General features: G+C 74.8%; 14 protein-coding genes. 11 read left to right on the top strand and 3 right to left on the bottom strand.

The window, feature by feature from the left end; genetic code table 11:
* Positions 1–218 precede the first annotated feature (218 nt).
* On the bottom strand, positions 219–629 hold the full coding sequence (locus tag AAFN69_RS19660) for a rodlin (protein WP_347729858.1): 411 nt from the start codon (positions 627–629) through the stop codon (positions 219–221).
* Positions 630–912: 283 nt separating this feature from the next.
* Positions 913–1,206 carry a hypothetical protein gene (locus tag AAFN69_RS19655; RefSeq protein WP_347729857.1) on the bottom strand — a complete coding sequence of 98 codons (294 nt, stop codon included), beginning with the start codon at positions 1,204–1,206 and terminating at the stop codon, positions 913–915.
* Between the two features lie 498 nt (positions 1,207–1,704).
* Between AAFN69_RS19655 and AAFN69_RS19650 the strand changes: the two genes are divergently transcribed.
* Genes AAFN69_RS19650 through AAFN69_RS19610 form a run of 9 tightly spaced genes read left to right on the top strand, consistent with a single transcriptional unit; the run spans position 1,705 to position 13,227 of the window.
* Complete coding sequence (locus AAFN69_RS19650; RefSeq protein ID WP_347729856.1) at positions 1,705–2,910, top strand: DUF3344 domain-containing protein; 1,206 nt, start codon at positions 1,705–1,707, stop codon at positions 2,908–2,910.
* Positions 2,911–2,954: 44 nt separating this feature from the next.
* Complete coding sequence (locus tag AAFN69_RS19645) at positions 2,955–4,268, top strand: glycosyltransferase (RefSeq protein WP_347729855.1); 1,314 nt, start codon at positions 2,955–2,957, stop codon at positions 4,266–4,268.
* On the top strand, positions 4,265–5,755 hold the full coding sequence (locus AAFN69_RS19640; RefSeq protein ID WP_347729854.1) for an exopolysaccharide biosynthesis polyprenyl glycosylphosphotransferase: 1,491 nt from the start codon (positions 4,265–4,267) through the stop codon (positions 5,753–5,755). The genes AAFN69_RS19645 and AAFN69_RS19640 overlap by 4 nt, the downstream gene beginning before the upstream one ends.
* Positions 5,756–5,757: 2 nt before the next feature.
* Entirely contained in the window at positions 5,758–7,176 is a 1,419-nt protein-coding gene (locus tag AAFN69_RS19635) for an O-antigen ligase family protein (RefSeq protein ID WP_347729853.1), read from the top strand.
* A 50-nt stretch (positions 7,177–7,226) separates the two neighbouring features.
* The gene (locus AAFN69_RS19630) at positions 7,227–8,909 is read left to right on the top strand and encodes a lipid II flippase MurJ (RefSeq protein ID WP_347729931.1); all 1,683 of its coding nucleotides are present in this window, start codon (positions 7,227–7,229) and stop codon (positions 8,907–8,909) included.
* Positions 8,899–9,642, top strand: a complete 744-nt coding sequence (locus AAFN69_RS19625) for a polysaccharide deacetylase family protein (protein WP_347729930.1) — start codon at positions 8,899–8,901, stop codon at positions 9,640–9,642. The genes AAFN69_RS19630 and AAFN69_RS19625 overlap by 11 nt, the downstream gene beginning before the upstream one ends.
* Positions 9,643–9,650: 8 nt before the next feature.
* A complete protein-coding gene (locus tag AAFN69_RS19620; RefSeq protein ID WP_347729929.1) occupies positions 9,651–11,264 on the top strand; it encodes a glycosyltransferase in 1,614 nt (537 codons plus the stop codon).
* Positions 11,261–11,962, top strand: a complete 702-nt coding sequence (locus AAFN69_RS19615) for a lipopolysaccharide biosynthesis protein (RefSeq protein WP_347729852.1) — start codon at positions 11,261–11,263, stop codon at positions 11,960–11,962. Before AAFN69_RS19620 ends, AAFN69_RS19615 begins: the two co-directional genes overlap by 4 nt.
* Complete coding sequence (locus AAFN69_RS19610; protein WP_347729851.1) at positions 11,962–13,227, top strand: GNAT family N-acetyltransferase; 1,266 nt, start codon at positions 11,962–11,964, stop codon at positions 13,225–13,227. The genes AAFN69_RS19615 and AAFN69_RS19610 overlap by 1 nt, the downstream gene beginning before the upstream one ends.
* Here AAFN69_RS19610 and AAFN69_RS19605 read toward each other — a convergent pair.
* Positions 13,175–14,797, bottom strand: a complete 1,623-nt coding sequence (locus AAFN69_RS19605; RefSeq protein ID WP_347729850.1) for a glycosyl hydrolase — start codon at positions 14,795–14,797, stop codon at positions 13,175–13,177. The two genes, AAFN69_RS19610 and AAFN69_RS19605, sit on opposite strands and share 53 nt — an antisense overlap.
* Positions 14,798–14,972: 175 nt before the next feature.
* On the opposite strand from AAFN69_RS19605, the gene AAFN69_RS19600 reads away from it, so the two are divergent.
* Both AAFN69_RS19600 and AAFN69_RS19595 read left to right on the top strand, forming a co-directional pair.
* Entirely contained in the window at positions 14,973–16,475 is a 1,503-nt protein-coding gene (locus AAFN69_RS19600) for an ATP-grasp domain-containing protein (protein ID WP_347729928.1), read from the top strand.
* A gap of 38 nt (positions 16,476–16,513) precedes the next feature.
* Positions 16,514–17,782, top strand: coding sequence for an NAD(P)-binding domain-containing protein (locus tag AAFN69_RS19595; protein ID WP_347729849.1), 1,269 nt, complete (start codon positions 16,514–16,516; stop codon positions 17,780–17,782).
* Positions 17,783–18,160: the final 378 nt, after the last annotated feature.

Below are 18,160 nucleotides of genomic sequence, written 5' to 3'. Positions count from 1 at the left end.
GCACGGAATGCCGATGGCGGACGGGGATTCGTGCCCGCCCCCGGCCGGTGCCGGCGACCCGGGTTCCCCGCACCGCCCGGACAGCGCGAACACCCCGGCATCGAGCGCGGATGCCGGGGTGTTCGCTGCGTTCGCCGTGCGTGTGCGCCGGTGTCGTCCGGTCGCGGATCCGGCCCGCCGCCGCGGCTCCGTGCGGAGTGCGGCGGCGGACATCACGATCAGCTGTTGGCGACGCCGTTGCCCGAGAGGACCGGGATGTTGCTGAGGATGTGCGACAGCGGCTCGTCACCCTTGGCCTGGGTGGAGTTCTCGGTGCACTGCTGGTTCTGCGGCGACGCGAGGACATTGACGTCCTGGACGGTGACCGGGATGAGACCGATGAGCGAGCCGACGTTCGCCTTGAGCGGGATTCCGGCGCACAGCTTGTTGACGGAGCCCTGCACGGCGCTGAGCTGGGGGCTCATGTCGCCGTGGGTGGCGGCGTTGCCGAACGCCTGCGAGGCACCGTTGCCGCTCAGCGACGTCGTGCCCTGGTGGTCGCCGATGGCCATAGCCTGCGGAGCCATTGCCGCGCCCGCGCCCACTGCGGAGAGGGTGACCACCGCGGTCGCCATAACCTTCTTCAGCATGATGTGTCCTTCTGTCTTCGTGGATGTCCGCTACCGGAGCGCCCTGAGCAACTGACCCCCGCGACTTTGGTTCCGCCGGTTCACTCCAATGGATCCATGAGCCGAACTCATAGGCCAATTGATCCGAACGGGGTCTCGGTCGCGGGCGTTCACCGGGTGCGATGTGCGGCGGGGAGAGGGCGGGCAGGCGAGGGTGAAGGCGGGCGAGGGCATGCGGAAGGGGGCGCGGCCCTCGGGCCGCACCCCCTTCCGGTCGCCGCGCGGGCGATGATCCGAAGGCCGCTCAGCCACCCAGGGACACGCCGCCGAGCATCGGCGTCAGCTTGGTGGCCTGCTGGAGCACGTGCTGGGGCGCCTGGCCCCGGACACTGTTCAGCTCGGTCGCGGTGGTGGTCACGTCCCGCACCGCGTCGCCGCTGCCGCCGTTGAGCAGCGGCATCTGCCGGATGGCGCTGTCCAGGCCGCCGTTGAGGCTGGTGGGTGTGGGCATGGTCGCGTCCGCCGCCAGCGCGGGCGAGCCGGCGCCGAGCGCCGCGAGCGAACCGGCGATGACCGCGGCAACCCTTGTGTACTTCATGTCTTCGGATCCCTTTCTCCGGCGGCGATCGTCGCCGCCGTCCCCCGGTTAACGAGAGTGCCGCTTCACGGGAAACCCTTCGAGCCCCTTCTGGGGATTCTCGTATCAGCGGATGATCGGATGAAACGATCGGCTGCTCGACCGTCCATGTGGTGATGCGGGCGGCCGGTCACCCCCGCCGTCCGCCGAACGAAAGCCGCCGAAAGGGCTGTTCGTCTCATTCGGACCCATTCTTTCCGGCCGGTCCGGGCGTATTCAACGAGCATTTCCCCGCCGGGATGTGCCGGATCACCCGAAGGATTGTTTCCCCCGCCGCCGATCCGGTGCATCCGGCCGTCGCCCGCGCTGCTGAACCGGCCCTGAGCCATTCATTCGGCGGGCTCGGCGGGATCGGCGGCCAGATGGACGCACAAGCGCGTCTCACGTGTTTTTCAACGCACTTCTGACAAACTGCACTCCTGTTTTTGTCATGTTGATCGAGGACGGGAGGGCCGGGTCATGCCGAAGCCGGCGGGCCTCGCCGCGCGGGGATTCCTCAGTGCGGTCCTGCTCTTGGCGCTTTCCGCCGCTCCGCTCACGGCCGCGCCTCTCGGCGTGGACGATGTCTCCGGTCAGCAGCAGTCCGAACGCATTCCCTTCGGCCAGCGCTATCAGGCCGTCCAGCACGGCGGAGTCACCAGAACGGCGAACTCCGTGATCACCTGCCGTACGCCGAAGTCCGACTCCGCCCGCTCCTGTTCCTCGGTGCGGGACGGGGCCGCCGGGGTCAACGGCGACTTCGAGATGTACTACATCGACGAGGACGAGGACTCCAACACCTACAACTCCAGCCGCGGCGAACTCAGCCTGCCGAAGAGCTCGACGGTGACCTATGCCAGGCTCTACTGGGGCGGCAATCTCCTTGCCGGGGAACAGAAGCCGCCCGAGGACAACGGAAGGGTTCTCATCGCCGAGAACGGCGGTGAGTACAAGGAAGTCCTCGCCGATACCCGGATCGCGCACCGGGATGTGACGGGCGAGGACGCCTTTCAGGCATCCGCCGACATCACCCCGCTGATCCGCCGGAGCGGGGCCGGGATCTACACCGTCGCTCAGATCAATGTGGCCATGGGGAATTCCAGGGCCGGTGCCTGGGGCGGCTGGACCCTTGTGGCCGCGTATGAGAACGCCACGGAACCCCTGCGCACCATCTCGGTGTGGGACGGTTTCGAAACCCTGGAAGCCGACCGGAAAAGCCATGAGATCACCCTCCCCGGAGTACGAATTCCGGCCGGGGCGAAAGGCCGGGCCGGGCTGGTGGGCTACGACGGCGACCGCGGCTTCACGGGAGACTCGGTGAGCGTACGGGCGGGGAACGGAAAGGTGTTCGGGCTCAGCGGCCCGGGCGATCCGGCCGCCGATCTGATGAATTCCACCATCAACGGTCCCGACGGGACGATGAGACGACAACCCGCGCACGGGAACACCCTCGGCTACGACTCCGATGTGTTCGACATCGCGCCCGCGCTGACGGCCGGGGCCACCAGTCTGGCCTTCCGGTTCGAACCCGAGACCGCCAAGGCCGGCGGGACGGCCGAGGACGTCGAAACCACCAAGGCCGGCGGGACCGCCGAGGACGCCGGGACGGCCGGGGCCGCCGGCTCGCAGGCGGACGGCGGATACCACCTCGGCGTTCTCTTCGTGCAGGCCGACACCCGTCGCTGACCTCCGCCGGACCCACCCCCCATTTCGCGACAAGAGAGCCGCACGTGCCGCAACGAAGCCGGACCGCTCCCAGCCCACTGACGGTTCTCCATCTGGTGCAGCCGGTGGAGGGCGGGGTCGCGCGTGTCGTCGTCGATCTGGTCCGGGCGCAGAGCGCCGAGGGGCTGCGGGCGGTCGTGGCCTGCCCCTCCGGCGGCGAACTCGCCGACCGCGCCCGGGCGGCCGGGGCACAGGTGCACATCTGGAACGCGGTCCGCGAACCCGGCCCCCGGCTTCCCCTCGAACTCCTCGCCGCCGCCCGGCTGATCCGCCGGCTGCGGCCCCAGCTCGTCCACGCGCACAGCGCCAAGGCCGGACTCGTGGCCCGTCTCGCGGTGCGCGGCCGGGTGCCGACCGTCTTCCAGCCGCACGCCTGGTCCTTCGACGCCGTCGAGGGCCGCGCCGCCCGGTACGCCCTCACCTGGGAGCGGTACGGAACCCGCTGGAGCACCCGGACCCTCTGCGTCAGCGAGACCGAGCGCCAGGCGGGGGAGCGGGCCGGGATCGCCGCCCGCTGGGCCGTGATCCGCAACGGGATCGACCTCGGTCACTACGACGACCCGGCCGATGAGCCGCCCGCCCCGCCGCTCCCCGGTGTCCTCGGCGGGACCGGCCCCCGGGACGCGGCCGGCCACACCGCGGGGCCGGGCGGACCCTCCCGTACCCCGGGCGGCGAAGCCGTCTTCACGCCCGTCCGCGACCCCGCCCGGGCACGGGCCCGCGCCGAGATCGCCGGACCGGCGCACGGCGTGGCGGACCACACCCCGCTCGTCGTCTGTGTCGGACGGCTCTGCCGCCAGAAGGGCCAGGACATCCTGCTCGGCGCCTGGCCCCGGGTGCTCGCCGCGCTTCCCGCCGCCCGGCTCGTCCTGGTCGGCGACGGCCCCGACCGGGAGCGGCTCACCCGTACCGCCCCGCCTCGGGTCCACTTCACCGGGGCGCTCCCCGACCCCCGGGCCTGGCTGCGCGCCGCCGATCTCGTCGTACTGCCGTCCCGCTGGGAGGGCATGGCACTCGCCCCGCTCGAAGCGATGGCCTGCGGACGGCCCGTCGTCCTCACCGATGTGAGCGGGGCGCGGGAGAGCCTGCCGCCCGGCCATCACACCCACAGCCTCGTACCCCCCGACGATCCACCGGCCCTCGCCGCGGCCCTCACCGCGCTGCTGGCGGACGCACCCCTGCGCGCCCGCCTCGGCGGCGAGGCACGCACCCATACGCGGGCGACCTGCGACGTACGGACCACCGCCGCCGCCGTCTCCGGCCTCTACCAGGACCTTCTCCCGCCCCACCCCCTGACGAGGAAGAGCGCCACGCGATGACGACGGAGAGTGTTCCAGCGCCCCACTCCGCCCGGACCATGGCAGACCGGACGGCCATCCCCACCAGGCCGCTCCGGCCGCCGCGCGGCCCCGCGCGCCGGCCCGCGCCCCACCCCCGCCGGAGGGACGCCGCCCGCCGGGCCTCCGTCACCGCCCTGCTCACCGCCGATCTGCTGGCCGCCCTGCTCACCCCCGCGCTGCTGCCGCCGCTCGGCCCGCCCCCGGCCCTGCTGCTGCTGCTCGCGCTCATCCCGCCCCTGCTGCACGCCTGCCGCGGCCTCTACCGGCCCGCGCTCACCCCCTCCGCCCTCGCCGAGGTGCCCGCGATCACCGCGATGGCCCTGGTGCAGTGGTTCGTCATCGCCGAGGCGCTGACCGTGTACGACCCCCGGTACTCGACGGGCTGGGTCGAACTCGCCCTCGCCGTGGCCGTCCAGACCGCCCTCTGTGTCACCGGCCGGGCCGTGGCGCACCGCGCCCGGCGGCGGGCGGCCGGCCGCCGGCCGCAGCCCGCGCTGGTGATCGGGCGCGGCCCGGTCGCCCGGCAGGTGACCGGTGTCCTCCACGACCACCGGGAGTACGGGATGCGGCCCATCGCCCTGATCGACGCCGCCGTCCCCGCCCTGCCGCCCGCCTCCGCCGGCGGTGCCGATCCCGGCCCCGGCACGGGCACGCTGCCCGTCCTCACCACCCGGCAGGACGTCAGCCGCGCCGTCCTGCGCAACACCGTGCGCCACGCGGTCTTCACCCAGCGGCCCGGCGCGGATCCGGAGACCGCGGCGCTGCTGGCCCTGCTCACCCGGCACGGCTGCCGGCTCTGGCTGGTGGACGGCGGGGCCGCCGCCGGCGGGCGCGACCATCTGTGGGGCTTCTCCGTGCGGCCCCTCCACCGCGATCCGCACCGGCCGCTGGCCCGCGCCGTCAAACGGGCCGGTGACGCCCTGCTGGCCGCCGTCGCGCTGGTGCTCGGCGCGCCGGTGATGGCCGTCTGCGCCCTCGCCGTACGCCTCGCGGACGGGCCGGGCGTGATCTTCCGTCAGGAACGCGTCGGACTGCACGGCCGCCCCTTCACCCTGCTGAAGTTCCGCACCCTGCGCCCGGCCAGCGAACACGAGTCCGCCACCCGCTGGAATGTCGCCTTCGACCGCCGGATGTCGCCCACCGGGAATCTCCTGCGCCGCACCTCGCTCGACGAACTGCCCCAGCTCTGGAATGTGCTGCGCGGCGACATGAGCCTGGTGGGCCCGCGACCGGAACGGCCCTATTTCGTGGCGAAATTCAGCCATGCCCATCCCGGCTACCAGGCCCGGCACCGGATGCCCGCGGGCATCACCGGGCTCGCCCAGATCAACGGATTGCGCGGCGACACCTCCATCGAGGAGCGCGCCCGTTTCGACAACCACTACATCGACACCTGGTCGCCCTGGCAGGACGTGTGCATCCTGGCGCGCACCGCCGCGTCGCTCTTCCGGTTCGGAGGCAGTTGAGCATGACGGTGTTGTGGGCCGAACCCGCGGTGGCCTCTTCGGAACCGGACCGGAGTGCGGTGGTCCGGTTCGTCGCGCGCCGGTGGCCGCTGCTGCCGCTGCTCGGCACCGTACTGCTGCTGGCCGCGCCGCTCCCGGCGGGCAGCGAGGCGGGCTCCGGCGGGCTCGCCCCCGCCGACGCGGCCTCGGCCGGACTGGTCCTCTTCTGCCTGGTGCGCGTGGTGCGCTCCCGCTCCCGCCCGCTCACCCGGGCCGCCGCCGCCGTACTCGGCCTCCCCGTGATCGGGATCGCCGTCGCCACGGCCACCGCCGTCGACCCGCTCGCCACGCTCCCCGGCTTCGTCCGCTATCTCCAGGTCTTCGTCCTCGTCCCGGCCGCCGTGCTGCTGCTGCTCCGGGACGCGGGCGACTTCCGGATCGCCGCGGGCTCGCTCACCCTGCTGGCGCTGGCGCAGGGCGCGCTCGGAGTCCACCAGTACGCCACCGGAACCGGCGCCTCCTACATGGGCGAGGACATCCGGGCCGTCGGCACCTTCGGCCCCACCGACGTCATGGGGATGGCCACCGTGGTGGCGTACGGGCTGCTCGCCGCCGCCGCGCTCGCCCTGAGCCCGCCGCCCGGCACCCGCCGCGCGCTCCGCGCCGCCGCCGGGGCCGCCGCCGTACTGCTGGTGGTGCCGCTGGCACTCTCCTTCAGCCGGGGTGCGTGGATCGCCACCGCGCTCGCCGCGCTGGTGATGATCCTGCTGACCGGCGCGCGCCGGGCCCTGTCCGCCCTGGCCGTGCTCACCGCGCTCGTGGTGGTGCTGGTCGGCGGCCCGGGCGTCGGCACGGAGCTGATCTCCCAGCGGCTCAGCAGCATCACCCAGGTCTCCTCGGCCCCCGACCGATCCGTCACCGACCGCTACACCATGTGGGCCGCGGCCACCGGCATGTGGCGCGAACAGCCGCTCACCGGGGTCGGGATGAAGGGCTTCCCGGCCCACCGGGACGGCCACTCCGGCATCGGCCTCTCCTCCGGCGGCGACACGGCGGGCGCGGGCCGGGCCTACCGGAAGCAGCCACTGCTCTCGCCGCACAACATGTATCTGCTGATCCTCAGCGAGCAGGGCCTGATCGGGGCGACCGCCTTCGCCGCGAGCTGGGCGGTGATCCTGGCCGGGGCGGTGCGCCGGCTGCTGCGGGCCCGCGACGGCCGCCGCACCGCCGTGGACTGCGGGCTCGCCGCCGTCGCGCTGATGCTCTGGCAGACGGTCGACTTCCTGTACGCGGACATCGGCGGGCCGTCGACCGTGCTGACCGGGGTGGTGCTCGGACTGGCCGCCTGGTGGGCCTTCGGGCCGGGGAGCACCACGAGCCCGGTCCGGGCGCGGGTGCCGGACGCGCGCACGGCACCGCCCGGCGGGGCGACCGCGAAGTGAACGACACCGGTACGGGGAAGTCCGGACCCGCCCGGCGGGGCGCGGTGGTGATGTCCGCCGCCGCGGCCGCGGTGGTGGTGTCGGCCGCCGTCGCCGCCGCGCACCGGGTCCCCGCCGGCCCGGCACCGGCCGCCGCCCCCGGCGGCGAGCTCCCCGGCCCGCCCCGGCCCCCCTCCCGGCTGGGGACCTTCCTCGCCCGCGCCGCCGCCGTCACCGCCGGGCTGACCGTGGCCGGCGCGCTCCTCGGTCTCGTACGCGATCAGGCCATCGCCCGGATCTACGGCGCGGGCACCGAGAGCGACGCCTTCCTCATCGCCTGGACCGTGCCCGAGATGGCCGCCACCCTCCTCATCGAGGACGCGATGGCCCTGCTCCTCGTACCGGCCTTCAGCCATGCCCTCGCCCACCGCGCGGCCCGGCACCGGACCGCCGGGGACCCGGTGCGCGATCTCGTCTCCGCCACCCTGCCCCGGCTGGTCGCCGCCCTCGCCTTTGTCACCGGACTCCTCGCCCTGTGCGCACCTCAGTTCGTGGCCGTGCTCGCGCCCGGACTCGCCGATCCGGCACTCGCCGTCGACTGCACCCGGCTCACCGCCCTCACCGTCCTCACCTTCGGTGTCGCCGGTTACTTCAGCGCGGCCCTGCGCGCCCACGGCCATTTCCTCCCCCCGGCCGCCGTCTATCTCGCGTACAACACCGGCATCGTCGCCACCACCCTGCTGCTGCACTCGCTCTGGGGGGTGCGCGCCGCCGCCGCCGGAGTCGCCGTCGGCGGGCTGCTGATGGTCCTCGTCCAGCTCCCCGTCTTCCTGCGCCGGGTCGGCCGGCCCCGGCCCGCCGCCGCTCCCCGCCGCGAGGCCCGGATCGCCACACCGCTGGTCGGGCTCTCCGTCCTCGCGCCGATCGCCGTCTTCGCGCTCAGCCGCCAGTCACAGGTGCTGGTCGAGCGCTTTCTCGCCTCCTCGCTCCCCGGCGGCGCCATCTCCCATCTCAACTACGCGCAGAAGGTGGCGCAGATGCCGATGGTGCTCTCGCTGATGTTCTGCACCGTCACCCTCCCCGTCGTCGCCAGGGCCATCGCCGGCGGCGACCGGGAGACCGCCCGCCGCCGGGTCGAACACGATCTCGTCCTCGCCGGTCTCGTCGTCCTCCTCGGCACCGCGCTGATCCTCGGCTGCGCGCCGCAGATCATCGAAGTCCTCTTCCAGCGGGGCGCCTTCGACGCCGGGGACACCGCCACCACCGCCGCGGTCATGCGGGTGTACGCCGTCGGGCTGCTCGGCCACACCCTCGTCGGCGCGCTGGGGCGGCCCTTCTTCTCCTCCGGGCGGCCCACCTGGTACCCGGCCGCCGCCATGGCCGCCGGACTCGCCGTCACCATCGCGGCGGGCGCCGCGGCGGTGACTCCCTGGGGGGTGTACGGGATCGCCGCGGGCAACGCCGCCGGGATCTGCGTCACCGCGCTGCTGCTGCTCAGCGGCCTCGGCTCGCGGATCGTCCGGATCGAGGTGCGCGCCGTCAGCCGGGCCCTGGGCCGGCTCGCCGCCGCCGCCGGGGCGGCGGCCGGCGCGGGGGCGCTCACCGGCGCGCTGCTGCCCGGCCCGCTGCCGGCCCTCGCCGCCGGGGTGCTGCTGGTGCCCGCCGTCTTCGCCGCCACCGGTCTCGCCCTCGGGTCCCCGGAGATCGTCCGAACGCTGGCCCTCGCCCGACGGAGGTTCCGTCCTGTCCGCTGACACGGTGACCACCCGCGCCCCCGCCGCTCCCCTCGCCGCGGGGCGGCCGTGGATCCTGATGTACCACTCCGTCGCCGACCCCTCCGACGACCCGTACGGCATCACGGTCGGTCCCGGCCGGCTCGACCGGCAGCTCGCGCTGCTGCGGCGCCGGGGGCTGACCGGGGTCGCGGTCGCCACCCTGCTCCGCGCCCGCGCGCGGGGCGGTGCCCGCGGGCTCGTCGGGCTCACCTTCGACGACGGCTACGCCGACTTCACCGAGGCCGCCCTGCCCGTACTGCGCCGGCACGGCTGCACCGCCACCCTCTTCGTCCTCCCCGGCCGCCTCGGCGGGAGCAACGACTGGGATCCCGAGGGCCCGCGCCGCCCGCTGCTGGACGAGCGCGGCATCCGCACGGCCGCCGAGGCCGGCACGGAGATCGGCTCGCACGGTCTGCGCCATCTCGATCCGACCGTGACCGGGGACGCCGAACTGGAGCGGGAGACCCGGGAGAGCCGGGCCCTGCTGACGGAGCTGACCGGCCGGCCGCCCGAGGGATTCTGCTACCCCTACGGAGCCGTCGACCGGCGGGCGGTGCGGGCGGTGCGCGCGGCCGGATACGCCTACGCCTGTGCCATCCGGCCCCCGGCCGGCCTGGCCGGGCCGTACGCCCTGCCGCGTACCCACATCAGCCAGGCCGACCTGGGCGCACGGCTGACGGTCAAGCGGCTGCGCCACCGGCTGGGCGGGTGAACCGGCCGATGCGGGTCCTCCAGGTGATCACCGGTCTCGGTGTCGGCGGCGCGGAGCAGCAGCTGCGGCTGCTGCTGCGTCATCTCCCGGTGGAGTGCGAGGTGGTGACCCTCACCCACCCGGGGGCGGTCGCCGAGGGGCTGCGCGCGGACGGGGTGCGCGTCCATCACCTCGGCATGCGCGGCAACCGGGATCTGCGGGCGCTGCCCCGGCTGACCCGGCTGATCCGGGACGGCGGTTACGACCTGGTCCACACCCATCTCTACCGGGCCTGTGTGTACGGGCGGATCGCGGCCCGGCTGGCCGGGGTGCGGGCGGTGGTGGCCACCGAGCACTCACTGGGCGACACGGAGATCGAGGGCCGCCCGCTGACCCGCCCGACCCGGGCCCTGTATCTGGGGACGGAACGGCTCGGCGCGGCCACGGTCGCGGTCTCGGAGACGGTGGCCGGGCGGCTGCGGGAGTGGGGGGTGCCGGGCGGGCGCGTCCGGGTGGTGCCCAACGGCATCGACGCCGCCGGTTTCGCCTTCGACCCGGCGGCGCGGGCGGCGGTCCGCGCCCGGTTCGGGATTCCGCCCGAGGAGTTCATCGTCGGCGCGGTGGGGCGGCTGGTGCCCGGAAAGCGCTTCGATGTCCTGGTGCGGGCGGTGGCGGCGCTGCCCGGGGTCCGGCTGCTGATCGCAGGTGACGGCCCGGAACGCCCCGCCCTGACGGCGCTCGCGGCCCGGCTGGGCGCGGCGGACCGGATGCACTTCCTGGGGGAGTGCGACGGGGGTCCGGGGGCGGGTGACGGTTCGGCGCTCGGTTCCGGCCCGGGTTCCGGTTCCGTGCCGGTCACGGGGTTCGGTTCCGGGTTCGATTCCGTGCGGGTCACGGGTTCCGGTTCCGGGTTCGGGACGGGTTCCGGTTCCGTGCCGGTCACGGAGCCCTGGCCGGGGTCCGGGTCCGTTCCCCGGCCGGGCGAGGGTGCCGGGGCGGATGCCGCGCCCGGCGTCCGTCCGCCGCCGGGCGAATGCCCCGTGCCCGCTTCCTGTGACGTGCCGTCCACCGCCACCGCCACCGCCACGGCCGCGGGATCCCGTCCCCGGCCGGCCGGGGCGCTCGCCACCGGGCCCGGGGCGGTCCCCGTCCCCGGGAGCCGGGCCCTGCCGGTCGCCGGTGACGGGGCGGGTGGCCCGCCCGCCGGCCCGCCCGGGGCCCGGGCGGAGTCCGCCCCCGCCGGCCCCGTCGGTGTGCCCGCGCTGCTCTCCGCCGTCGATGTCCTGGTCTCCGCCTCCCGCGCGGAGGCCTTCGGGCTCGCGGTGGTCGAGGCCCTCGCCGCCGGACTGCCCGTGCTCCACAGCACCTGCCCCGCCGTGGACGACCTCCCCGCGAGCAGCGCCCCCGGCGCGCGCCGCTTCGACGGCACCGCGGAGTCCCTGACCACCGCCCTGTACCGGCAGCGGGCCGCCGGACCCGTACCGCCGGAGTCACGGCTGCGGCAGCCGCCCATCGTCCGGCACTACGACATCGCCCGGAGCGGCGCGCGGCTCATGGCCGTGTACGCGGAGGTCGCCGCCGCCCGAACCACCACGGAACCGCCCACCCCCAGCACAACGCCGATCGGGAGAGCACGCCCATGACCGACTCGAAGCCCGCGAACCCCGCCCAGGAGGCCGAAGCCCCCGTCCGGGACCGCCGGTTCCGCCGTTCCCTCCGCCGGGCCCTCCGGCTGCCGCGCTGGTGGACGCTGCCGGCCTGTGTGCTGGCGGGCGCGGTGGCCGGCGGCGCGTACGGAGAGCTCGCCACCCCCCAGTACACCGCGACCAGTTACGCCGTCGCCGTACCCGACAAGGACGCCCAGCCCGGTGCGGCGCTCGGCTTCGCCCAGGCGTACGGGCGCGTCGCCACCAGCGAGTCCACCATCGCCTATGCCCGGGTCGCCGTCGGCATGCCGGCGCGGGCGCTGCGCCGCCAGGTCCGTACCGAGACCTCGCCCGACTCGCCGATGATCGCGATCACCGGCACCTCGCACCGCCCGGGGGAGGCCGCCGACATCGCCAACGCGGTCGCGGACGCCGTCTTCGTCAGCAGTAATCAGGTCGCCAAGAGCACCGGGGTGCGGCTGCTCAGCTTCTCCCAGGCGATCCCGCCCACCTCGCCGGTCTCGCCGTCCGCGCGGATCACCACGGCGGTCGGCGCCAGCGCGGGCGGGCTGCTCGGCGGCATCCTGCTGCTGGTCCGGCCCCGGCGGCGGGCCCGCACGGCCGGGGCCGCGGCCGGCGCCGCCGTGCCCGCGCCGGCCGGCGCGGCGGACGCGGCCGAACGGGAGCGGGTCTGATGGGGCGTCCGCCGGGCGGTGTGACCGTCTCGCTCTGCCGCGACCCGCGCGAGTTCTCCCGGCTCCGCCCCGACTGGGAGGAGCTGCACCGGGCCTGTTCCGCCGCCACCCCCTTCCAGAGCCATGCCTGGCTGGACTCCTGGTGGCGCTCGTACGGAGTACCGGGGAGGCTGCGCACCGTGCTGGTGCGGCTGGACGGGCGGCTGATCGCCGCCGCGCCGCTGATGCTGGTCCACCGGCCGGTGCCGCTGCTGGTCCTCCTCGGCGGCACCATCTCCGACTACGGCGACATCCTGGTCCACGACGACCACGCGGACCGGGCCGTCGCGGCACTGGAGCACGGGCTGCACCGCGCCGCCCGCCGGGCCGTGATCGATCTGCGCGAGGTCCGGCCGGGGGCCGCCGCCGAGCGGCTGTACGAGCGGTGGCGCGGCGGCCGGCGCCGGCTGGCCGATTCGGTCTGTCTGGAGCTGCCGCCGGTGCCCCTGGACGAGCTGGTGAAACGGCTCCAGGCGGGCCGCGCCCAGCGGGTGCGGGCCAAACTGCGCAAGATCAACGCCCTGGGGATCGAGGAGCGGGTGGTGCCCGAACCCGAGGTGCCCGGGGCCGTCGCCGAGCTGCTGCGGCTCCATGAACTCCAGTGGCGCGGACGCGGGGTGACGGTCGAGCATCTGCGGCCCCGGTTCGCCGAGCATCTGGCCCGGGCCACCCGCCGGATGGTCGCGGACGGCAGCGCCGCGCTGGTGGAGTACCGGTACGAGGGCGAGGTGGTCGCCGCGAGTGTGGCGCTGCTCTCGTCCACGATGACGGGCAGCTATCTCTACGGATCCGATCCGGGCCTGCGCGAGCGGAAGGTCGACGTCGCCACCATGCTGCTGCGGCACGACGCCAACCTCACCGCGCGCACCGGCCGGCAGCGCCTGAGCCTGCTGCGCGGGGCGGAGCCGTACAAGAACCACTGGCGTCCGGAGGCGGTCGTCAATCAGCGGCTGCTGCTGGCCCCGGCGGCCCTGGAGATCCCGCTGCGGCTGCACACGGCTCGGGCGGCCTGGCGCGACCGCGCGGCGGGGGCCCTGAACGCCCGGCTCCCCGCCGGCCGCCGCTGGCGCGCCCGGCTGAAGGACTGGCGGGCCGGGGTCAACCACTGGCGGGCCGGGGTGAACCACGGGCGGGACCGCCACGCCCCGCCCGCCGCCCCGCGAGCCCCGGCGCTCACTCCGCCGGGGACGAGCCGAACCCCGGACTCAGCGGCCAGGGGAGATTGACGCAGTACTTCCGCTTCTCGACCCACCGGTTGACCCACTCGCCGAGATCCATCGGCACACACCACTCCGCGGAATTGACCGGCCCGGTCGGCACCAGGAGCGGCGGCTTCGGCGCCGGGGTGGGGGCGGGATCGGGGGTCGGGGGTGCCGCCGGCGGGGTGACCTCCGGCGGTTCGGGAGCGGGCGCCGGCGGTGTCGGTGTCGGTGTCGGTGTCGACACGGGAGTCGGAGCGGCGGTCGGTGTCTCTGTCCGGGCCGGTGTCGGTGTCGGCGTCGGCGTGGACACGGGAGCCGGCGGCGGAACCGGTGCGGTCACGACCGGAGTCGGCACCGGCGCCACGGTCGCGGCCGGAGTCGGAGTCGGCGCCACGGTCGCGGCCGGAGTCGGTGTGGGCGTCGGTGTGGGCGTCGAGCCGGCCGGGGTGGGAGCGGGCGCCGGAGCCGATACGGAGGCCGTCGGAGTCGGCTCCGGCACCCCCGGCACTCCGGTCGGCACCGGCGGCGCGGGCACGGCCGGGACCTGCGGAATCTCCGGATTCTGCGGGACCCCCGGCACCTGCGGGGCCGGCTGGGCGAACAGAAGCGAGCGGTAGACACTCGACGATTTGGGGTTGTCATCACACTGCCAGACACCGTGCGGACAGTAATCCGTGATGGTCTGATAGAGCGGCCGGTGGCGCGCGATCCATTCGAGCATCCCGCGCATGTACTCCGGATTGTCGCCATTCCGGAAAAGACCCCACTCGGGGTACGAGATCTGCTTGTTGTGAGCCGCCGCGAAATCGATCTGCGCCTGGAGTCCGTACGGGGCCGTCGCCTGCTCCTCGAAGGTCTTTCCCGGGGCCTGGTCGTACGAGTCCATCCCGATGATGTCCACCACGCTGTCGCCCGGGTAGCACTCGGTCCACGGAATCGCGTCCCTGCCCCGGTTGGGCGCGAAATCGAAGCGGAACGCCTGCCCCGGCACGGAACGCATGGCGGCGACAATGCGATTCCAGTACGCCTTCCACGAGCGCGGGTCCGGACCGCAGCGGTGGGTGTAGGTGGTGCCGTTCATCTCCCAGCCGAGCACGATCACCGTGTCCGGGATCCCGAGCTGCACCAGCCGCGACGCCAGCGTCCGGAAGTGCCGGTCGTAGTGGCCCACCGCCCCCATTCGCAGCAGCATTCCCACATGCCAGTCGGCCAGCCGTGCCTCGCTGCGCTCCAGCATCGGCACATTGAGCACCAGCATCCGGTCGGTCCCGGCCCGCCGCCAGCGGGCCCAGTCCGCGAGGAATGCCGGGTGTCCCTCGATATTGCTCCACCGGTCGCCCGGCAGATAGGTGTGCCCCACCCGGAGTTGTGCGCCGCCGAGCCACTGGGAGAGCTGGTCCATCCGCTGCACACCGGCCGGACCGTAATCGAGATACGCCCCCGAGGCGACCGACGCGAGACCGGTCCGCACCGGATCGGTGTCCTCGGCCGGGCCGGCGCCGGCGGCCTGTTCTCCGAATACGCCGAGGGAGACGAGGAGGCCGGCGGCGACCGTTCCGACACAGGTTCCGGTAATACCGCGCCGAGGCTTCATGACTCCTCCAGGAGAGAGATGTTCGTGCTGTCCGAGTGAGTCCGCCACCGCGTCGGCGGCGTACACGACCGTAGGCATAAAGTCTTATGAATGAGCTGATTGACGGCCCGTCAGTCCGCAATTCATGAGATGGGAAGCGATATTCAGGACCATTCAGGTGAAAGTTGTGACGTTGATGCCACCGATCGATGCCGGGGAATTCACCGGAATCACCCCCCGTCATACCGGGAACGGAAGGCCGGCGGGGCACGGCGCGCACGCCGGGTACACCGGACGCGCCGGGAACACAGCCGCGGAAGCGGGAACCCCCGCCGCGGCCAACGCGGTTCCGGCCGCCCACCGGGCCCCCTTCGACACGACGGTCCCCGCCCTGGTGCTCCGGCTGGACCGCAACCCCTTCCACCACGGCACCCTCGGCGCCGTCCGCTCCCTCGGCCGCGCCGGGGCCGAGGTGCACGCCGTGGTCGAGGCGGCCGACAGCCCCGTCGCCCGCTCCCGTTATCTGCACCGGGCCCACCCCCGGCCGGACGGCCCCGTCACCCCCGGGAATGTGCTGGAACTGCTGCTGCGGGTCTCCGACCGGATCGGCCGCCCGGCCGTGCTGATCGCCATGGACGACATCGGCGCGATCCACACCGCCGCCCACGCCGCCCGCCTCACCGGCCGCTTCCACCTCCCCCAGCAGCCTCCCGGCCTCCCGCTGCGCCTCGCCGACAAGGCCGAACTCGCCAGGATCTGCGCCGAGACGGGCATCCCCCACCCCCGTACCGTCATCCCGGAGAGCGCCGCCGAGGCCGCCGACGCGGTCCGGAGTCTCGGGCTGCCGCTGGTGGCGAAGTGGAGCCGCCCCTGGCTGCTGCCCCCCGGCGGCGGACTGCGCAGCACCACCCTCGTCCACTCCCCGCAGGAGGCGCGGGCGCTCTTCGAGCGCGGCCGGGGCGCGGGCGGCCGGCTGCTGCTCCAGCGCTACCTCCCGGACGACCCGGCCCGTCCGCACAGCGACTGGTTCTTCCACGGCTGCTTCACCGCCGGCCCGGCGGGCGTCCACTGCCCGGTGGGCGGCAGCGGCCGCAAGGAGCTCTCCTGGCCGGTACGGACCGGGCTCACCGCGAAGGGCAGTTGGCTGCCGAATCCCGAGGTGGAGGCGGCGGCGCTGCGGTTCGCCGCGCATGTCGGCTACCGGGGCATCCTCGATCTCGACTTCCGCCGCGACCACACCGGCCGGTACCGGCTGCTGGACGCCAACCCCCGGCCCGGCGCGCAGTTCCGGCTCTTCACCGACACCACCGGACTCGATGTCGTGCGCGCCCTCTACCTCGATCTCACCGGACAGCCCGTGCCCCGGGGCTCCGGCGGCCCCGGCCGGGTCTTCGTCGCCGAGAACTACGCCCTGCTCTCCGTCCTCGCCGGGGCGGGCGGCCCGCACCGGCCCGCCCGGACACCCGCTGGCCCCGCGCGGGACCGGCCCCCGGGGCGGCGGCCCGGCGTCGAGACCGCCTGGTACGCCTCCGACGACCTCCTGCCGTTCCTCGCGATGGCCCTCGCCTGGCTCGCCCGGGGCCTGGCCAAGGCGGCCCGCCGGATCCGCCGCCCCGCCCGCGCCGTACCGCCCCGCCGCCCGGCGGTTCCCGCGCCCGCTCCCCGTACGCCGGAGAGCGCCACCACCCCGGCCCCCTGACCCCGCTTCCCACCCTCCCCCTAAGGAGCACCGAAACCATGTACGACGTGGCAGTGATCGGCGCAGGCCCCTACGGACTCTCCGTCGCGGCCCATGCCGCCGCCGCAGGGCTGCGGCTGAGGGTCTTCGGCCGCACCATGGCGTCCTGGCGGGACCACATGCCCGCGGGCATGTTCCTCAAGTCCGAACCCTGGGCCTCCCATCTCTCCGACCCCTCCGGTGAGCACACCCTCGGACGGTTCGGCGCGGAACACGGCTTCGAGGCCGTTCACGGCTCGCCGATTCCGATCGAGTCGTTCACCGAGTACGGCATGTGGTTCGCCCGGCGCGCGGTGCCCGCGGTCGACGAGCGGACCGTCACCCGGGTCGCCCCCGCCGGGGGCGGCTTTCTGCTCCGCACCGAGGACGGCGAGGAGTTCCGCGCCCGTACCGTCGTCCTCGCGGTCGGGGTGATGCCGTTCGTCCATGTGCCCGGCGAGCTCGCCGGGCTGCCGGACACCCGGGTCTCCCACAGCAGCGGCCACCGCGACCTCGGGGTCTTCCGGCACCGCCATGTCACCGTCATCGGCGCCGGGCAGGCCGCCCTGGAGACCGCGACCCTCCTGGCCGAACAGGGCGCCCGCCCCCGGCTGGTGGCCCGCGCGGCCAGGCTGAACTGGAACACCCCGCCCGAGCCGCTCGGGCGCGGCGCGCTCCGCTCGCTCCGGGCGCCGCACAGCGGCCTCGGCACCGGCTGGAGCAGCTGGGTCTGGTCCGAACTGCCCGGCGCGGTGAGCCGGCTGCCCGCCGCCACGCGCGAGCACATCGCCCGCACCGCGCTGGGCCCGGCGGGCGCCTGGTGGCTCCGCGAGCGCTACGAACGCCAGGTGCCCGCCCTGCTCGGCCACGAGCTGCGCGGCGGCACCTACCGCGACGGGCGGATTCAGCTGCCCCTGTACGAGGCCGGCGGCGCGACCCCCACCATCGACACCGAGCATGTCATCGCCGCGACCGGATTCACCCCGGACCTCGACCGGCTGACCCTGCTCGACCCGGCCCTGCGCGGCGCACTCGCCACCGTGGGCACCGGCCGCGCCCCCCGGCTGAACTCCCGCTTCGAATCCACCCACCCCGGCCTCTTCTTCGCCGGCCTGCTGACCGCGCCCACCTTCGGCCCGTCCATGCGCTTCGTCCACGGCGCGGCCTTCACCGCCCACCGCCTGGTCTCCGGCCTCCGCACCCGCCTGCGCGCTTCCTTCCTCCCGCCCCGCCTTCCCCGCCCCACCGACCCCACCCGGCAGGCGCCCGCGCGGGGCGTCCGGAACTGACGGCGCAGGGCCGGGCGCGCCGCGTCCGCACGGCGCGGGCCCGGCCCGTCGGCCGGTGGTACGTCCCCGGGACGGCGCGCCGTCTCGCGGGCCGGCCCCGCGAGCCGGGACGCCCCCCTCACCGTCGCGTCCGCCGCCCGTGCCGCCCGGCCCCGGTCCGAGAGCGGTGTCAGCCCGCTCCGGTGTCCTCGGCGGGGGTGTCCGGAGCCGGGCGGCGGGCGGTCTGGAACCAGTCCCTCCAAGGGGCCGGCGGGGGCCGGCGGGCCGGGCGGGGCGGGTGGTCCGGATCGGGCGCCCCCGGGAGGGAGCGGCCCGCGGCGGCCCACTCCTGGGCCAGTCCGTCGTAGATCGGGCTCTGGTCCGCCGGTGGCTCCGTCC

The sequence above is a fragment of the Streptomyces sp. CAU 1734 genome (genome assembly GCF_039888735.1).
Taxonomy (GTDB): Bacteria; Actinomycetota; Actinomycetes; order Streptomycetales; family Streptomycetaceae; genus Streptomyces.
This window is presented reverse-complemented; position numbering and strand designations above follow the sequence as displayed.